The organism is Paenibacillus sp. SAF-068 (genome assembly GCF_051967555.1).
GTDB lineage: Bacteria > Bacillota > Bacilli > Paenibacillales > Paenibacillaceae > Paenibacillus.
In genome coordinates, this window is record NZ_JBQCJX010000003.1 from 575,387 (window position 1) to 594,774 (window position 19,388).

Consider the following 19,388-nt stretch of genomic DNA (forward strand, 5'->3'; position numbering starts at 1 on the left):
GGCGGCCGGGATGCAGTTCTATTCGAACAATACCCTGAAGCGTGATCTGGAGAAGTATGCAGCGCAGTATGCAATAGAGCAGGAGCGTCAAGGCAGCCTGGGTGATGGGCGCAGCAGTATCCATTACCCGGCGCTGTTCCTGTTTGTGGGTGATCTGGTGGCACCTGCCGTGTCTGCCGTGCAGGAGATCAATCGGCTGAAATGGGATAACGGAGACGGTGTGGTCTACATTCAGATCGGGACAGATGATCAGGCAACGGGTTCGGGTGAAACGAGGAATGGTGGCTCGTCCGATGATGGTCAGGTGACTCGTCACCGCTTGCCGCTGTCCGCGGGGCAGACGGAGCGACCGTCCAAAACACGGCGTAAGGATGTGCACCGCAGTTTCCACGAATCGGATCAGGCTCTCTTTGACCTGAATCGTACGCTTCGGCGGGTCAGTAACCGAATTGCCGAATATGGACGGCTGTACTCGTCATTTGATCGGATTTACGTTACGGTGGTAACCAGAGCCGATGATCCATTGAATGTATTGTTGCCAGAGCTCACCAAGCTGACGGAGACTATTTTGTCCCAAGCCTTCAAGTCGGTGCAAACGGATCTGCATGTATTGGTCAGCGAGATGGAACAGGTGGATTCTTTCGGGTATGCCAGCGCAGCAGGCCTTGCTTTCCTACGGGAGCTGGATTATATGCAGTCGCTGGACTACACGTTCAGCGATAATCTGTTGGTGACGGAGGATGGGATTTCCATTCCCGTTACACATCCCGCGTCCCCATTATTTGATCTGGTATATCTGTTGTCCGACAAAAATGAGCGTGGTACCGGCGTTCCCGGTGGCTGGATCGAAAATGCCGAGATCATCTGCCGGATCTGCCTGCTGAAGAACAGGAAGCAGGATGCGGAATACTCGGGTACTGTTTCAAGCACGGGAGCGAACACGTACAACAATACATCCTTCAAAAACAATATTCGTACCACCTCGGATCAACATGGTTATGCAAGTGCGGGTTTTGCCGAGATCAGGCGGCCCAACAAACCGATTGCCTTGGCGGTGTTATACCACATGTATCGGTATCTGCTGACACGGATGCGGCAGGAGCCGGATTGGAACATCAAGGACAAGCTTGCTTTCTTCGGATTGGACGCGGCCTCGGTGGAACGCAAAGTCGAAGGTCTGCTACCTAATGAAGATCTGGTTAGTGGCATGAGTGGCATCATGACGCATAACGTCAGTTTCTCCGATCTGAAGCCTCTCTCGCTTCGTGAAGCAGAGAGAGCGCTGTTCGGGCAAGGAGCTGAAGCTTTCTTCCGGGATAACGTCACCCGTCTTGTCGAAGAGCGTGTGCGAGAGCGCAGCTCCGGCGCTTCTCTTCGTCGTCAGGCTGAACAATCCCGCGCGGAGCATCCAGAGGTTGGTTACTTCCAATGGGCAGCCTGGAGTGACGGTGAGCCTGGCAGTGTACGTGAAGCGCTGCTTGGACTGATTAGGGATAAATCAATGCAGCTTGAATCGGCACGTGCCCTGCTGGAGCAACGTCAGCAAGAGCGAGTGGAAGATCAGTCGTTCAAACGGGCGTTGTTCCGTGATAAGCAGAATGTACGCAATCTGATTGACTGCATGCTGGAACGAGTGTATGTACCCAAGGTAGACTTGCTGGGACTGGAAAATGAATTACATCTGCTGCGCATCTACGATACGGAGATGGAAGAGCTTCATCGATATAGTCGCCACGTCACAGCAGCTCTTGAAGCGTTGGAACGCACACTGCGAGAAACGGCTGTTCAAAGTATCGCCGCTGCGGATGAATACATCGGCCAGAACGTGATGGAATACTACGGCAAAGTGACGGAAGAGCTAATCAGCGACCTGGAAGCCAAGCGCGGACGGGACGTATGGTTTGAGGACCGGTATATGGGAGATATGAACCGGCTTGCAACGGAAGGTGATGAACATCTGCTGAAACGTCTGATGGAGGTATGTCACTCGTTGCTGCTTACGGCCGAGCCGTTGCGACTGCCATTTGAAGAAGAGCTGTTGCAACGGGCTAATGTGACGATTGCCTACGGCGACAAAGACGTATTGACCCGGGATGATCTGTTCCGCAGGTTGTACCACACGTTGGAGGATCAGGCGGTCGTTCGGGTACGGGTATTCGATTATACACAGGAACATCGGTATGAAGAGAAGTACTTCTTTGGTGACCATCATAGTGCTTTCATGGACTACGCGGCGCATGCCGAAGAGACGTCACGCATCTACAAGCTGGGTGTGGTGTACGAAGAACGCAGCAGTGGTGTGGAGAAGCTGAATCTGATGGGAGGTTTCCATCTGGAGGATCTCATGGTGTATCGGAACGGCAAGGTATATTATGACTCGTACACGGAGAATGGTTATGAACTTCACCCCGCAGGTCTGGCGGAAAAGTTATTACCCATCCGTTAAGACGGCCGACTGTGTCATGACACCCTGCTACAATCTTGTATTAACTCAGCCTGCTTAAGGCTGGTATGGAAAGGATGCATGTGGACATGCAGCGAAAAATCAATCTTCTCCTGGTCCTGTTCAGCCTGATTGGCGGAGCAGTGGGCTTTGCGGCAGGGGAAATCATGCTGCGTCAATGGCTTGGGGAAATGCCGCGTCTGTTGCTGATGGGCTTATACTTTGGCGTACTCGCGCTTAGCGTTGGATTATTCTGTTTGATCGCAGAGATGATCTCACCCAAGCTGAATGGCGCTTCATGGAAGCTCCGATATCTGGGACTGTCGTGGAAATTGCTTGTTCCAGCAACACTCGCTCTGTTGTTTGTTGTTGGACTCGCGCTGCAATTGCTGTATCAGATCAATCCGGGCGGTGTGAAGCAAGTGAAGGACATCGTACTGATGATCGACAACTCGGGCAGCATGAGCGAGACAGATCCGGATAACGGACGCTTTGAAGCAGCCAAGACACTGATCAGCCAAATGGAGAGTGACAAACAGGTAGCTGTGATTACGTTTGATGACCAGCCACAGTTGTTGCAACCGTTTATTGCGCTGGATAGTGACGCGGCCAAGAATGAGGTTTATGGCAAAATCGATGGCATTGTCACGACTTCAGGCGGCACCAATTTTGATGCCGTGCTGCGGGAAGGCATGGAACAGATTCAGGGCAAACAGGACCCGAAACGAGGTACCGTTGTCATCTTGTTATCGGATGGTTTCAGTGAAGCGGATACGGCAGATATTTTGTCCCAATATGCCAGCGAACAGATTTCCATTCATACAGTCGGCTTAAGTCTGGTGGACCCATCAGGTACGGATCTGCTGCGTAATATTGCCCAACAATCGGGTGGGATGTACTATGATGTACCGGATTCCGGTGGTCTGAATCTGGCATTCCAGCAGATCTACGATACGATTGATGAACGGACGCTGGTGACGGAGCGCACGGGTATGATGGAGCCTAGCATTTATCTGGCGATTTTCCGTGTGGCAGCCTTGTTGCTGATCGGCGTAGCACTGGGTGTATCCCTTGGACTCGTATTCGATAATCGCCATCTCGCGTTCAGCTTTGGTATCGGCGGTGCGGTATCGGGTCTGTTGGCAGGGTTGCTGCTGGAGTGGGGACTTGACGGTTCGAACGTGGGGGATACCTTCGTACGACTTGGTGCAATGCTCATATTATCTGGCGTATTGACCCTGTTCTCCTGGATTGTTCCGATTAAGGAGAACACGCCGCGGAAGAGCAGGGGACGCCGTGAAGCTGGCGGCGGAACTTCTTCAGCCGAAGGATTCGGTCAGAGAGCAAGAGATTCACGCAGCAAAGGATTCTAACGTCGGGAGGTCAATGGACATGCGGTTTACGGATGCAGACCCTTCGACACCCTTGATTCGAAAACTGACACTTGCGGTGGATGAAGGGCGTTGTACACTTCGCTGGCTCTGGCCCGAACGGGTTGAAGCTGTGTATGTGGAACGGCTGGAGCTGGATATGATGAGCGATGATCGTACCGGGGTAGAGCCTGCACAGGGCAAGCTGAAGCTGTACACGAGAGAGGAATATAAGGCGAACAATGGTTACACCGATCGGATCACGGGTTTTGGGGCCATCAAGTACACGGTGTATGTGTGTCAGATGCAGGAAGACGGGCCCGTGCTGATCCGTCAGCGAGACGAGGACAACATGGTGATTGCAAGCGCAGGAAAAGCGGATATCCGCTTCTCCATTCGCTACAAGAGCGGTTTTTTTCAGAAACGAAAAAGTGTATTGATCACCGTCACAGCGGAAGTACCTGTTCCGAAGGAAGCACTCTGTTATGTTCGCAAACAGGGCGGGGTTCCGCTGAATAAGGAAGATGGTACGGTGTATCCTTTTGTGAGTGATTTTGCTCCCGGAAGAAATGAGATGCCGCCCGTTGAAGTTGCCAAGGATGATTATGTTCGATTATTCTTCACGGACGGACCGAAATATGGAGCCGCCTATCGGCTTATATCAGACTAGATCGTTGGACTAGCGATTGGAAAGTTACTCTGTCATCGTAGTGCAAGTGTAAATCATCTTTGTCTGACTGATCAGGGGAGGGGAGTGGCTATGAGCTTTTTTAGTCGGTTTTTGAAGAGACAACAGCCGGAGGAACGCCCGCTGTTTTACGATATTGTATGTCCTTATTGTTTCAGCAAGTTTTCACCGGAAGAGGTGGTGTTTCGCGCCGCCCATCACCGCGATGATGATGAGGATTACGCACTCGGGGAAGATGCGAAGTTGAATCGGTATCGCGAAAGATTCGGACTCGATACGGTATTTGATATGGAGGCCGTATTGGCTCCATATGATGTACCGGAGGAACATCGGATTTATTCCGATAACATCGTGATGGGGCTGAACGATCGTTACGGTGTCGTTACACGTCGCCGGCTGTGTCCGCAATGTCATAACGAGCTGCCTGTTACGGCGGGTAAAGCACCGAGCAATATCATTTCCATTATCGGTGCATCCCAGGTGGGAAAATCCGTCTACATGACTTCATTGATTCATACGTTGCAGCATTATACGGCCGATCATTTTGACGCGGCTTGCATGCCGCTGAATGCGGAGATTAGCCGTCGGTTCCGTGCGGATTATGAAGAACCGTTGTTCGAACGGGGCGATCTGCTCGATTCCACACAGAAGGAGAAGCTGCAGGAGCCGTTTATCTTCCAATTTGTGTTCAAGGACGAAGATAAGGCACCGCTGACCCTGGTGTTCTTTGACGTTGCGGGTGAAGGTATGGTGGAGCAGGATTATCTCGGACTTCACGGGCAGCACATCAAGAACTCGGCAGGTATCCTGTTCATGGTGGACCCGCTTCAGATTCGTTCGATTCGGGACAAAATCCGCATTAACCTCGGCAATGAGCCGGGAGAGTGGACACCGCGATACGATGAGCCGCGCGACGTGGTGCTGACGATGTTTGGAGATTTTATTGCGTATCAGGACAAAGCCAAGACCAATATTCCAACAGCTGTTGTGCTCACGAAAAGCGACATGCTGCATTCCCTCAAGGATGAAGAGGGGGATTATATCAAATCGAATAGTAACGTGTTCCGCAACATGGTACACCGTGATTGGTTCGACCTAACCGAGTTCGAGAATATCGACGGGGAGATCCGCCGTTTTATCGAGAAGGTGGATCGTCCGTTCAAAGGTACGATGGATGTGTATTTCAAGGATACGGCCTATTTCGCAGTATCGGCGCTGGGCAGCAATCCGGTGGATATGAAATTGCAGGGTGTGGTTAGCCCGATCCGCGTGGATGAACCCTTCCTGTGGTTGTTGTACAAGCTGAAGTACATTGAGGGGAGAGTGGGATGATGCGTTCTTCCGTAACCCCGCCCATTGAACAACAGTTGTATACCCGGGAGCGGCGCGGGGTGTTTCGCACAACAGAGGGGTTCGATACGGTTGCGGCATCGCCGGGACTGGACCCTTCTTTTATCAAAAAAGTGCTTCACCCCTACTGTGTCTATGACGCTCCAGCGGAGCTAACAGGCCGTAGCGAGAAGGACGAGACGAAGTTTCCGGCTTCCATTCACCTGCTTCATTTGGAGAGTGGAGAGACGATTCTTGGGCAAAATGTGTACCAATCTGCGGATTTCACGGGGCTGCGCAGTGCCTTTTTTGCGCATAACTACGTCTTGTCTCCCGAACGCTCGGAAGAGCAGATGAAGCAAGGCGGCTGGCTGGATGCCGTGTTCGCCACGTCCTATGACATCGAACAAGGTACAGTACTGCCTGCGCTTGCAGAATTGCCTACAGCAACTGGAAGCGGACAGGGCCTGCCAAGAGCTGCTCAACCTGGCGGCAGTCTGAGTGCAGATTTATCGCCAAGCCAGATGCTGAACGCCCTGAAGATGAACGAAGTGCTGTTCAAGCGCCTGCTCTACGCGGTGATGCAGTCTGTAGCGACACGCAGAAAAGTATACATTGCGTTGGACCTTCCCGCTGAAGAAGTGACCGCAGGGGCCAAAGGCTTGCTGCGTTTGCTGTATACTGCGTTACCATATGCATTCCGGCGTCAGCTGGGATTCATGACGTTTGCCAAGGAGCCACTGGCCAAGAAGGGCATCCATGTCCAGTTTGTAGAGCGGGGGACGTTACGTCCGAAAGACCGGAATACGGAGAAGGATTTCACCTTTGATCTGGTATCCGGCAGAGTGACACATGCGGATGCATCTGTGGCGAAGTTGCCTTATGCGGAATTCGCCTGGGCTTTATTGCAGGAACCTGGAGCTGCGGATGCGTTCTATACGTTTGCCGACGAGATGCTGTCCGGCATGGAGCCTGGAAGGGAGCTTTCCATTGAAGCCTATGGCGAACTCTCGGTGTTCTATGGTCTTGAACAAGGCATGGAAGATCTGTACTTGGATAACAAAAGTCAAGTTCTGAGCGGCTTGTTGACCTATCTGAAGCCGGAAGGTGGAGCACGGCAACGTTCGCGTCTGAACGAGCTGTTCCTGACCTTACTCAGCCGGGAACTGGATAGCGTGAAGCGTGAGAACGTACCCGAAGAAGCAGTCGCTGCTCGCATTGGAGAATACTTCCGCGTTGCCGTGCCCGTGGTGCAATCTTGGATCGTGGACTATTTCATCTACGGTGTCAATAATGCCCGCGCCCAGAAACGTATGCGTGCTGTGCAGGAATTATATGCTGTGCTGGACCGGGATACTCAGCTGAATCGGGCTTTCTTTGATAAAGTGCTGGCCAATGAATCGCTATCCAAGCTATTATTTGAACCTTATCTGGACAATCAGCTGAAACGAACCGAATCGGCAGCGAACGTTGTGGAAGTGATCCGAAGATGGGTTACGTCCCATCCATCTGCGATCCACAACAGCTTCTTGCTGGAGCGGACAGCCAGTGAGCTGCGTGAACGATTATGTTCTGCACCGGGTCCGGTGCAATCTGCGAATGAAGCACTCCAACGGGTTAGCATACTGGATCGGGTACCAGCTGAAGGTTACTATGATACAGGTGTTACGGCACGAATTGGTCAGTCTGAATCTACAGTCCGTCCTAATCGGAAAGGGGGATCTCCTTCTCCCGGTCAAGACCCGGCATATCAGGAGGAGTTAACCCGCCTTGCCGACAAGCTTGCTTATGTCATTAACCTGTTTATGATTCAGGATCTGGATCTGGAACGGGTTAACCGTGAACAGTTGTTAAGCATTGATATTTTGCAGCATGGTAATGAAGTTCGAGATTGGGCGGCACGTCAGGGCTCTGATGTATCGACTCGAACGAACATAATGCTGGCTGCGAGAGCTTGGCTTAGTGGCGAGGGGAATGAGGAAGAGGCGTTGGAGGTGCTCTCCCTGGCAGAACGCAATGAACTTCAACGCTGGACGCGTCGCTGGCTTGCCGAAGAATTGCAGACTAAGCCGGGGATCGCGGCCTATGAGGCTTTGCCATTGGCTTTCTACCGGGGAGGAAGCGGAAGTAACCGGTTGGATTATTCTGGCCTGATTGAATTCATCCGGACCAATGCAAGTCGTGCTGAAGGTTTGTATCCATTCTTTGAATGGTCAGGAGATCAACGGATGTTTGTCCGGGGGGCCAATGCACATAAAGGTTATGTGGATGCCCTCGTGGCCTATTTCAAGGCCCATGACCGTGAAGCTTTCAAGTCGAAGTCGCCGTTCAAACCATATTACGCGAGAGCGAATAAAACGATGAAACCGGCCTATGACCGTGCGAAGACCGAATTGTCCTCTCCACTGGTACGGATGCTTACGGGGAAGAGGAAGAATCTGTTCGGATTACTCCTTTTGATCCTGGTTCTTGGCATTGCTGGCGGTACATATGCATGGATGAAAGATTCTGCAGAGCCGCCAGTGGCATCTCCTCCATCTACCCAGGAGCCTGTCATACCGGCTGAACCCGAAGTACAGCTTGCGGAGCAGATTGCTTATATCATTCCTGTAAGTGAAGAGGAGGGTTCGCAATTACCTGCAAAGCTGGTGATCCGTTTCAGGAACGATACGGGAAGCACCGATTATGAGCAAGGCAAACTTCAATTGACAATGAAAGATGGCCGTACTCAGGAGCTGGATACCACAGGCAAGCGGGAGAGCTTCAATCGCAATGAAGAGCCGGATACCCAAGATCCTTCCGATAGCAATTCAGGCAGTACTTCTGAAGGAAGCACGGACGGAGCAGTAGCAGCGGGAGACGCGGAGAACACAGAGCAAGCGGAAGATGGCAGTCAGCAGGCAGACCCATTAACATCGGGTGATTCCACTTCAGACCCTGCTACCGATACAACACCGGATACAGGCTCGACTTCGCCTGACACATCCGTATCCAATGAAGAGGATGCAACGATTTCTGCCCAGATGTCTATTGAAGAAGCAGATCGTCTCTATCCGTATGGGTTACAGATCGAACTTCCGGCTGATCTTGATGCTGAGAGTATTGCCAGCGTGCAGAGTACCCAGGGCGGGATGACTGTAATCCAATTGATTCCACAGCCGAAGCTGTAAGTTATTTTATTCGAGCATGTTGCATACATTCATGAAGTGTCTTTTGATCCAATACTGTTGAATGCTGAATTCATACCTTATTAAACGAGCGTATGTGAGATGACCTTGGACTATAGATTTCAAGGTCATCTTTTTTTGATCCCTATCCCGGATGCAACAATCGTTATAGAAAAATCATATATTCACAATTTCGACACAGAATTAGCGATTCAATAGTTCGAGAGATGAGCAGAAGTGATGAAATGCGCGTGCTGAATGAGAAAAGCTCTCATATGTTTTTATAAAGAAGCACTCCAATGTGCTTAAAAAGGTCCGAATAAGGCTTGGAACAAGCAGAAGATTTGCATTTTCATGTTGACAAATGATAATGATTATCAGTATCTTTAGTGTAGAAGATATTTGCGTCGGAAATACACAGAATTACAATTTCGTTTTCGTTGTCATAGCCGGATTACATAACCGGGATAAATGAGAGAGGGATGATCGCATGTTTCGTCTGGAGACGACCAAGCTGGATATCGCTTATGAGGAAAGACTAATTGTAGAGGATCTGAATATTCAGATTCCCCAAGGAAAAATTACAGCACTTGTTGGAGCCAATGGTTCAGGGAAGTCAACCATCCTGAAAACGATGGCACGCATTATGGCACCAAAAGCAGGTAATGTATTACTCGACGGGAAGTCCATCCATAAACAGTCCACGCGTGAAGTTGCCAAGCAGCTTGCGATTTTGCCACAGAATCCAACAGCACCAGAAGGACTTACCGTTACTGAACTGGTATCGTATGGTCGCTTTCCTTATCAAAAAGGATTTGGCTCCATGCGTGCGGAAGACAAACGCATGATTGAATGGGCTATTGAAGTGACAGGCATGACAGAATTCCATGATCGCCCGATTGATCAACTGTCCGGTGGGCAGCGTCAACGTGCCTGGATTGCCATGGCACTTGCTCAAGAGACGGATATCCTGTTCCTGGACGAGCCTACAACGTTCCTGGATATGGCTCACCAGCTTGAAGTACTGCAACTGCTGGAGCAGCTGAATGCCACAGCTAACCGTACCATTGTTATGGTTGTACATGACCTGAATCATGCTTCCCGTTATGCACATCACATGATTGGTATCAAAAAAGGTAAAGCCATTGCTCATGGTTCGCCTGTGGAAGTCATGAACTCGGATGTGCTTCGTGAAGTATTTAACATTGAAGCAGATATTGTGATTGATCCACGCTCCGGTGTACCGCTTTGCTTGCCATACGCTCTTGCTGGTGAACGCCAGCAATCGAAAACGCCAGATACGAAGGTCATGAACAGTGCAATGGTTCATGCTGGAGGACGGACAGAACAGCGCGTTCAAGCGATAGGAAGTTAATGAATTCGGCCATATGTTGGCCCTGCATAATAGAACGAATGAAGCCGCTGTGCGCTATCGCATGCGGCTCTTTCGCATTCATGGGAGTAAAGAAATATGGGTAGACCCGGAATTTGGTAATCGCATCGGATCAGGTTTATAATAATAAGACAGGCTGTAAGTTCATTGGTTATATTAATGTGCTCGGCGCAGCCCAAACCAACACGTATCATGGGAGGAATCAGTCATGTCCGTATATTCATATCAAGCGGTAACTACCGCGAACCAGGAAGTCTCACTGGATCTGTATCAAGGTAAGGTATTGGTCATTGCCAATACAGCCAGCAAGTGTGGACTAACCAAGCAATATGGTGAATTGCAAAAACTCTATGATCGTTATCGCGATCAGGGTCTCGTTGTACTGGGTTTCCCTTGTAACCAGTTTGGAGGGCAGGAGCCAGGTACAAGTGAGGAAGCTGAGTCATTTTGCCAGATTAATTATGGTGTGAATTTCCCGGTGTTCGCCAAGGTAGATGTGAATGGTGCGGATACACATCCCCTGTTCCAATACCTGAAGGAGCAACAACCTGGCGTAGGTGAAACAAGCGACATCCAATGGAACTTTACCAAGTTCCTTGTTAACCGTGAAGGTGAAGTGGTCGGTCGTGTTGAACCGAAAGAATCCCCGGAGACTATGATAGCAGATATCGAGAAATTGCTCGGTTAATACATGAGCGTTTTAGGAGCCTATTCTTGCATGTGCAAGGATAGGCTCCTTTGATTTTTATATACATGCGGCGGTATTCTCTTCACAGATAGGAGCTGGCTTCCGAATCAGGGCAAGGGCTGACTTATCATGTAATAACCTTGATCGGAGGCCAGCTTAAGCAGGTTGCGTGCATAGCTTCCGGCCCAGGAGTAGCCATGTCGTCGTTCTTCACTGATGTCCAGAATGTCCATATATTTCAACCCATCCCGGTCCGCGTAGAAAGGCACATCTTCATCCACGTTATAGAAACGGTACCAGATCACACTCCCTGCATCCGGTTCAAAATATACTGGACCTTGTCGGTTATACTTGGTTCCGTTCTCTCGAACGTTATCGAACCATCGCAGAGCTGCTTTGGCGGCTTGTTCAATCTCGGGAGTCTGAGGTCTGGACATGAGAAAAGCAGTAATCGCCACCGACTCTGAGCCCGACTTGGAGGCTAATTCATACGCTCTGCCTTGCACAGGAACATAGGTCACAGGATCGTGCTGGGCACCCCAAACGGTGAGTTGATCATTATTGATAATTTGTGCTTTCAGCGTATAATCAATGCCTTTATCCAGTGCATTTTTCAATTTGATGCGGTCAGCGGCAGTCATTATATCGTTGTTAAACCCACCTCTGCGCTCAATCATATCGTCTAATAAAACCATCGTTTGTACCATAGCATTGTCGTTGTAAGTCACCGCATCGGAGTAGTTACTTCGTTTGGGATAGACCTGCGGCCAACCTCCAGAGGGATATTGGGAGATCAGGATAAATTCCACCGCTTTACGCACACTGTTCTTGAAGGCTTGGTTGCCCGTTTTATCATACATGTCAGCAAGGAAGCGGATCTCGGATGTTGTTGCATCATTATCAAAGGTGCCAAGTTCAATCCCATTCGGGTCTTTCCAGCCTGATCGAGCGGTTACGCCATCCCATGGGGCTGCGTACTGCTCTTCCATGTCTTTGTAGAATCCACCGTGCGGCATTTGCCACGAAACGATATTCAGGGCATAGGCCGTATCTTTGGCCAAGTCGCCGGTTGCAAAATGACTGAAATCCCTAAACTTCTGAAGTAGTGAAGACACATCGGCACCTGCTGGAACGTTAGAGGACAGAACTTCGGTTTTAATCGTAACGGGTGGAGATTCGGCAGAAGCAGCAAAGGGGATAGCTACTCCAGTTGTCATCATGGTGATCGCAAGCGTAACGGGAACCATGCGGAATACGACAGGCATTGAACGTTTCTTCAAATGAACGCCTCCTGAACGAATAATTGAATTGGTGTTTAATTTACATAAATTCCATTTAAAGGATCAATATTATTGTAAGCGCTTACCAATTTAAAAATCAACCCTGTAGTTGAAATTGAATGCATTTATTTTTTTACAAGTAAACATGAATGCAAGAGGGGACTTTAACTGTATATCTCCATATGACCTACAGGGATCGCGGAAGCCATTGCATAGCATAAACCGACTCCAATCCGGGGACAATGAAATCAATACAGTGAAGGGAAGAAAGGCGTAAATACAAGGAAGGACCTCCTTCGACAAACTTTTTTTGCTCTACCTATTGCAATGTGAAAAAGATCACATTATAATGAGTGTATAAAGTGAAATAAATCACATACACAGTTTCGAACAAGAAGTGAAATATTTCACAACCATAATAACGTTATATTCAAACTCATTTATATATTTCGAGGAGGAACTTTTAATGAAAATCGCAGTTATCGGATGTACACACGCAGGGACCGCAGCCATCGTAAATACCGCCAAATTGTACCCGGACGCTACCATCACGGTGTATGAGCGCAATGACAATATCTCCTTCCTATCTTGCGGCATTGCGCTTTATGTAGGTGGGGTTGTGAAAGACCCTGACGGCTTGTTCTATTCTTCACCTAATCAACTGGCAGATCTCGGTGTAGTGACCAAGATGCTTCACGAAGTGACAGCAGTCGATGCCAAGGGCCATACCCTTCGGGCTAAAAACCTGCAAACCGGGGAAGAATTTGAAGATACGTTTGACAAACTGATTGTGACAACCGGTTCATGGCCTGTCGTTCCGAAGCTTGAAGGCATTGAGATGGACAACATTCTGCTGTGCAAAAACTACAATCATTCCAACACGATTATCGAAAAAGCTAAAGATGCGAAACGCGTTACCGTTGTAGGTGCAGGATATATCGGCGTAGAACTGGTTGAGGCGTTCCAGATGAACGGCAAGGAAGTTACTCTGATTGACAGTGTGGATCGGATTCTGAATAAATATTTGGATCCTGAGTTCACAGATGCGATTGAAGATACGCTGACTGGACGCGGCATCAAGCTGGCTCTCGGTCAAACGGTACAGAAGTTTACTGGAGAGAATGGTAAAGTGACCAAGGTAATCACGTCCAAAGGGGAATTCGAAACCGATCTGGTTATTCTCTGCATTGGTTTCCGTCCAAATACCGAACTGCTCAAAGGCCAAGTGGATATGCTGCCAAACGGCGCAATCATCGTGGATAAATATATGCAAACGAGTCAAAAAGACGTCTTCGCTGCGGGTGACAGCTGTGCTATTCATTACAACCCGACAGGCAAAGCATCTTACATTCCACTGGCAACCAACGCCGTGCGGATGGGTACACTCGTAGCCCGTAACCTGGTTCGTCCTACGACACCGTATATGGGTACACAAGGAACATCGGGTATCAAAATATATGAGCAAAATATTGCGGGTACGGGGATGACGGAAACGTCTGCTGCTGATGAAGGTCTGATTGTTGAATCTGTCGTACTGGAAGACAGCTACCGTCCGGAGTTCATGCCAACGGCTGAGAAACTGTTGCTCAAAGTAGTATATGAGCAGGCTACTCGTCGGATCGTCGGAGCACAGGTGATGTCACAGGTTGATCTGACCCAATCGATTAATACGATCTCGGTCTGCATCCAAAACAACATGACCGTAGATGAACTGGCCTTCATCGACTTCTTCTTCCAGCCACATTACAACAAACCATGGAACTTCCTGAACACGGCAGGTCTGCAAGCACTGCCACCGGTAGAAGTAAAAGCACCAGCAATGGTGTAAGGAAGCCAAAAAATACCCAAAGACTGGCGATCATATCGCCAGTCTTTTTTTGATATTTATGATGAAGTTACATATTAGCATGCCCAGTATCTTTTGCTGTGATAGTCATTGGATGACAAGCATGAATAACGACTTTTATACATAACATTGTGATAATTTGCACAAAGTTTTGCATAGGACCAAGATACAATTAGGATATGGCATTCGACGCGTAACCAAAGAATTTCCCAATGATTTTATTGCAATGATGAATGAACAATGAAGGAGAGGATGAACGATATGGCAGCGAAAACACCTCTTGAGGTTGCACAATATACGGCGCAAACAGGCATGAAAAAGGCGCAATATCCGGTGTCTTCAGTCTTGGTACTCAGTTTTCTGGCAGGGGCATTTATTGCGTTGGGTTTTCTACTGGACATCCGGGTGATTGCATCTGTTCCGGCAGAGTGGGGGAGCTTGGTTAATCTGATTGGTGCAGCTGTGTTCCCGGTGGGACTAATTATGGTGCTCATCGGTGGCGGTGAATTGCTGACAGGCAATATGATGGCTGTTCCGCTCGCTACGATCGCGCGCAAGCTGTCGGTAGGCAGCATGGTGAAAAATCTATCATTAGTAACGATAGGTAATTTTCTTGGAGCAATCTTTGTCGCGTACGCGTTTGGACATGTGCTTGGTCTGACTGGAGAGGGCGTGTATTTGGCTAAAGTAGTGGATATGGCCGGACACAAGCTGCATGACGGCTTCTTACAAGCCTTTATCTCCGGCATCGGCTGTAACTGGCTGGTCGCGCTGGCTGTGTGGCTATCTTATGCATCGGATACGATGAGTGGCAAGGTACTGGGCATTTGGTTTCCAACGATGGCGTTTGTGGCCATTGGATTCCAGCACGTTGTGGCCAATATGTTCCTCATTCCGGCTGCAATTTTCGAAGGACATTATTCGTGGGGACAATATGTGATGAATTTCATTCCGGTGTGGCTCGGCAATCTGACTGGAGGCGCTCTGTTTGTAGCTGCAGCCTATTGGGTGGTGTACCTGCGCCAAGCTGAGCCAAAAGTGAAACCAGAGGTAGTAACGTCGATCGAACCTGTGGAGGCGGAGGGTAGAGTGATGTTGAGCAAGCAGGCGTAGCGGAGTATGGCACTACAATGCATGACACGAAACACATATATCATATACACATAGAAGTGAAGACGATTCTAACTTTGCTCGGTTCATGGCAAATATGCTGTGATGGAGCAGGTCGGAATCTTTTTTTTGTGTCCTTTATTGGAGTTTTAAAGCAAAATAAATTCGCCATGACAAGGTTCGGGGGAACGAAACCTGTTCATGGCGAATTTCGGGAGTGGTCCATGATATGGCATGAGGAGGAAGTGGGGAAACACTAGCCTAATGCCTTATTTTTAATTTACCCCTGTATTCTGAAATTGAATCAAATGGCAAAACATTTTCTTGAAAATATTTTGAAGGTGCTATAGCGGCGAATATGAAGCAAAAACATACTGTTCTCTTTACGTGATAACCTCGAAGAAGATATGATATAGGGATAGCTTTTTAAAGAGGGGGAGCCATACGATGATCGATCAGGAGAATGGGGTATTTGCAGCGGTATGCCCGCTCGATTGTCCGGACACTTGTGGTCTGTTACTACATAAAGAGAACGGCAAAATTGTGAAGGTGGCGGGCAATCCGGATCATCCGATAACGAAGGGTGCCATCTGTAATAAAGTCAGAAATATGACGGAGCGGGTGTATCACCCCGAGCGTCTGCAATATCCAATGAGACGTGTTGGAGCCAAGGGTGAAGGCAAGTTCGAACGAATCACTTGGGATGAAGCAATTAGCGAGATTACGACCAACTTCACTGCATTGTCCGAGACCTACGGACCTGAGAGCATCCTGCCTTACAGTTTCTACGGCAACATGGGCATTCTCGGCGTAGACGGCATGGATCGGCGTTTCTTCAATGCGCTAGGTGCGAGTATGCTGGAGCAGACCATCTGTAATGCGGCCGGAAATACCGGCTGGAAATATACGATGGGCGCCAACCATGGAACGGTGCCGGAAGATACGGAGCATGCAGATCTTATTCTGGTATGGGGCGGAAATATCGTGAGTACGAATATGCACCAGGTCGTTTTGGCGGAGAAAGCCCGCAAGAAGGGCGCCCAGATCGTCGTAATCGATGTGCATCGCAATCGTACCGCCCAATGGGGCGACTGGTTTATCCCGCTGTACCCGGGCACGGACAGTGCACTGGCGCTGGGCCTGATGCATGTGTTGTTCGAACGGGGACTGACGGATGAAGCATTTATGCAAAAGTATACAGTGGGACATGAGGCACTGCGTGCTCATGTCCGCAGCTACACACCTGAACGCGTTGCGCGCATTACGGGCGTGCCGGAGGAGACCATTGTGAAGCTGGCCGAGCTATATGGCAACGCACAGGCAGCCCATATTCACATCGGCAATGGCCTCCAGCACCATGATAATGGGGGGATGAACGTACGCAGCGTTGCATGTCTGCCTGCCATCACGGGGCAATGGCTGAAGCAAGGCGGCGGTGCCGTGCGTACGAACAGCTACGCGAGCACGAATAGCGACGCGCTGGAGCGTCCGGAGCTGCGGCAGAATACGGAGCCGCGAGTGGTAAACATGAACCGGATTGGTGAAGCTCTGCTGGAAGCCGAGCAGCCGATCCGGGCTCTGATGGTCTACTGCAGCAACCCATTGGTGGTGGCACCGGATACTGAACGAGTGGAGCGAGGTTTTGCACGGGAAGATCTGTTCACGGTTGTGCATGAACTGTTCATGACGGATACGGCTAAATATGCAGATATCGTATTGCCGGCCACGTCTTCATTTGAAGCGACGGACCTGTATGCTTCCTATTGGCATCAATACGTTCATCTGCAAGAGCCGGTAATTGCACCGATTGGAGAGAGCAAAAGCAATGTGGAGTTGTTTTCCCTGCTTGGGCAGGCCATGGGGTACGATCCTGCAATCTTCGGAGAAACGCCGGAACAGATGATTAAGGACGCACTCCAGGATACAGGCAATCCTTACATGAATGGAGTTACGTTAGAAGGACTGAAGGAACACCGTTTCGTGAAGCTGGATATGACACCACATGCTGCATTTCTGGATCAGCTGCCCACACCTTCAGGCAAGATTGAATTGTATTCAGAGACAATGGAACAGAGAGGGCTTCCGCCGCTCCCTACCTATAGCGCTCTGGTTGAAGGATATGATGGGGAGAATCCGGCTGGACCTGCCGATACTTACCCATTGATGTTCCTGTCACCGCCAAATCATAATTTCCTGAACTCGACCTTTGGCAACTCAGCCAAACATCAGCGTTTGGAAAAGATGCCTTTATTGCAAATGCATCCCGAAGACGCTGCCCGCAGAAACGTGCAGGATGGGGATGCAGTGGTCGTATGGAATGATCGTGGACGCATGGAACTTACCGCCAAGGTGAGTGAAGCCATGTTGCCAGGAACCGTCATCAGCCAAGGCTTATGGTGGGATGGGGAAGGCAAGAAGCAGCGAGCCAATTCACTCACATCCAATCGGTTGTCGGATATGGGCAACGGGGCTACATTCTTCTCGGCCACTGTCGAAGTGAAGCGTCAATGAGTGTGCTTGCAGCATGACTTTTTTGAGGTAAGATGAACAAAGGACAGAACTTGAGCAGGATCTAATAGAGCAATATATGCGACATTTCATAAAACCTTCGCTCTGGCTGGTTACGGTTATACCGTCAGGGCAAAGGTCTATTTTTTATGGCTGTTTGCTTGTGCAGAGGTATTAAGGAGAATGAACTAGAGATGATGAGATGGCTGGATACCTATCCAAAAGAAGTGAGAGTATTTTTACTGGCAAGCTTGGTTAACGCAACAGGAAGTGCCTTGATGTGGCCGCTGACCACCATGTATGTGTTTGATGAGCTAGGACGGACGATGGCCAACGCAGGTTTTGTAATCCTCATTCAGTCCCTGGGTGGTATCTTTGGACAACTGCTTGGAGGGTCTTTATATCACCGGGTGGGCGTGAAGAAGCTGATCATTGGCTCACTGGCGCTTAATGCGTTAGGTTTGTTTGCGCTACCCTGGATTAGCGCGTATTGGGTCATATTTATATGTGCCATGGGCTGGATTGGTCTGTTCAGTTCATTGTCGCTGCCAGCGATTCAAGCCTTTATTGGCTTCCGATTTGCGGAGCGACGCGGGGAATTATTCAATATTATCTATGTAGCGAACAATATCGGGGTGGCGATTGGTACGGCGCTGAGTGGTTTTCTGGCTGACTTTTCCTATCACCTCAGCTTTGTACTGAACGGAGTAACCTCAGCCGGATTTGCGTTGTTCTTCTGGTATTATCTGTCGCGGGTTGAACCGGATCAGGGGGGAGTACATCTGACGAAACGCAAAACCGTTCCCGATGGGCCGGGCGTATGGGCATTGCTGGGCAATACCCGACTATATCTGTTTATGAGCTTGGGCGTGCTGTTCCTGTTATTCGGCAATTCCATCTGGAACACAGGTGTGTCGCCGTACATCATCTCTGAGGGTATGGAAAAAAGAATGTACGGTCTGCTCTGGACCCTGAACGGGGTGCTGATCTTTGTAGGCCAACCTTTCACCAGTTGGGTGAAACGGACCATGGCCCGTACCTCCACTGCCCAGATGACCGCGAGTGCGGTATTCTATGGCATGGCTTATATCGTCATGATTACCATGTACAGCTATCCGGGCATGGTGCTCGCAATGGTACTCGCCACGTTTGGAGAGATGCTGATCTCCCCTGCAACACCTGCCTTCATATCGGAGCATGCGGGCAGGGCAGCGCCTTTTTACATCGGGATATCAGGTGGGATCGGTGCGGTTGGACGGGTTATCGGGCCCTATGCGATGGGGGTCATGTATGACAAACAGGGACTTATTCCTGTAGCATGGCTGGCAACGGGCACAGCGGCTGTTGCGGTACTTGGTTTTGTGCTGCATGCGGTGTTGAATCGTAATCGTGAAGTGAAGGAGTATGGGATGGACGCCTGACAGATCTAATCGGGTTGGACAGGATGTGGAAGGAAGAACGAGTTGAAATGGACGGTAAATCCACTGTAATGAGTCTGCTCACCCGTAAATTGTAGTTGACAAAAAAATATATTTATGCTATAATTTACATATAAAATTATTCCGT

12 protein-coding genes are annotated in these 19,388 nt (G+C 49.5%); 11 read left to right on the plus strand and 1 reads right to left on the minus strand.

The genetic code is table 11. The annotated features are described in order from the left end of the window. Positions 1 to 10: 10 nt before the first annotated feature. The 7 genes from ACTHPG_RS20260 (at position 11) to ACTHPG_RS20290 (ending at position 11,078) form a co-directional block, all read left to right on the plus strand. Positions 11 to 2,446 (plus strand): transcription initiation factor TFIID, encoded by a 2,436-nt coding sequence (locus ACTHPG_RS20260; protein ID WP_440391246.1) that lies wholly within the window; start codon positions 11 to 13, stop codon positions 2,444 to 2,446. Positions 2,447 to 2,532: 86 nt separating this feature from the next. Continuing rightward, a complete protein-coding gene (locus ACTHPG_RS20265) occupies positions 2,533 to 3,816 on the plus strand; it encodes a vWA domain-containing protein (protein WP_440391247.1) in 1,284 nt (427 codons plus the stop codon). Between the two features lie 19 nt (positions 3,817 to 3,835). After that, positions 3,836 to 4,483 carry a beta-mannanase gene (locus ACTHPG_RS20270; protein WP_440391248.1) on the plus strand — a complete coding sequence of 216 codons (648 nt, stop codon included), beginning with the start codon at positions 3,836 to 3,838 and terminating at the stop codon, positions 4,481 to 4,483. Positions 4,484 to 4,573: 90 nt separating this feature from the next. Then, positions 4,574 to 5,833 (plus strand): TRAFAC clade GTPase domain-containing protein, encoded by a 1,260-nt coding sequence (locus tag ACTHPG_RS20275; RefSeq protein WP_440391249.1) that lies wholly within the window; start codon positions 4,574 to 4,576, stop codon positions 5,831 to 5,833. Then, positions 5,830 to 9,000: a GAP1-N2 domain-containing protein gene (locus tag ACTHPG_RS20280; RefSeq protein ID WP_440391250.1), complete on the plus strand. Its 3,171-nt coding sequence runs from the start codon at positions 5,830 to 5,832 to the stop codon at positions 8,998 to 9,000. Before ACTHPG_RS20275 ends, ACTHPG_RS20280 begins: the two co-directional genes overlap by 4 nt. A gap of 487 nt (positions 9,001 to 9,487) precedes the next feature. Then, complete coding sequence (locus ACTHPG_RS20285) at positions 9,488 to 10,372, plus strand: ABC transporter ATP-binding protein (protein ID WP_150365804.1); 885 nt, start codon at positions 9,488 to 9,490, stop codon at positions 10,370 to 10,372. 226 nt (positions 10,373 to 10,598) lie between these two features. Next, positions 10,599 to 11,078: a glutathione peroxidase gene (locus tag ACTHPG_RS20290; protein ID WP_440391251.1), complete on the plus strand. Its 480-nt coding sequence runs from the start codon at positions 10,599 to 10,601 to the stop codon at positions 11,076 to 11,078. Between the two features lie 107 nt (positions 11,079 to 11,185). On the opposite strand, the gene pelA is transcribed toward ACTHPG_RS20290, so the two are convergent. Continuing rightward, entirely contained in the window at positions 11,186 to 12,358 is a 1,173-nt protein-coding gene (pelA, locus tag ACTHPG_RS20295) for a pectate lyase (RefSeq protein WP_440391252.1), read from the minus strand. Positions 12,359 to 12,824: 466 nt separating this feature from the next. Between pelA and ACTHPG_RS20300 the strand changes: the two genes are divergently transcribed. From ACTHPG_RS20300 to ACTHPG_RS20315, 4 genes are all read left to right on the plus strand, one after another. After that, entirely contained in the window at positions 12,825 to 14,186 is a 1,362-nt protein-coding gene (locus ACTHPG_RS20300; RefSeq protein WP_440391253.1) for an FAD-dependent oxidoreductase, read from the plus strand. 279 nt (positions 14,187 to 14,465) lie between these two features. Next, positions 14,466 to 15,317 (plus strand): formate/nitrite transporter family protein, encoded by an 852-nt coding sequence (locus ACTHPG_RS20305; protein WP_440391254.1) that lies wholly within the window; start codon positions 14,466 to 14,468, stop codon positions 15,315 to 15,317. 444 nt (positions 15,318 to 15,761) lie between these two features. After that, positions 15,762 to 17,825 carry a molybdopterin-containing oxidoreductase family protein gene (locus tag ACTHPG_RS20310; RefSeq protein WP_440391255.1) on the plus strand — a complete coding sequence of 688 codons (2,064 nt, stop codon included), beginning with the start codon at positions 15,762 to 15,764 and terminating at the stop codon, positions 17,823 to 17,825. A 194-nt stretch (positions 17,826 to 18,019) separates the two neighbouring features. After that, positions 18,020 to 19,243: an MFS transporter gene (locus tag ACTHPG_RS20315; RefSeq protein ID WP_440391420.1), complete on the plus strand. Its 1,224-nt coding sequence runs from the start codon at positions 18,020 to 18,022 to the stop codon at positions 19,241 to 19,243. Positions 19,244 to 19,388: the final 145 nt, after the last annotated feature.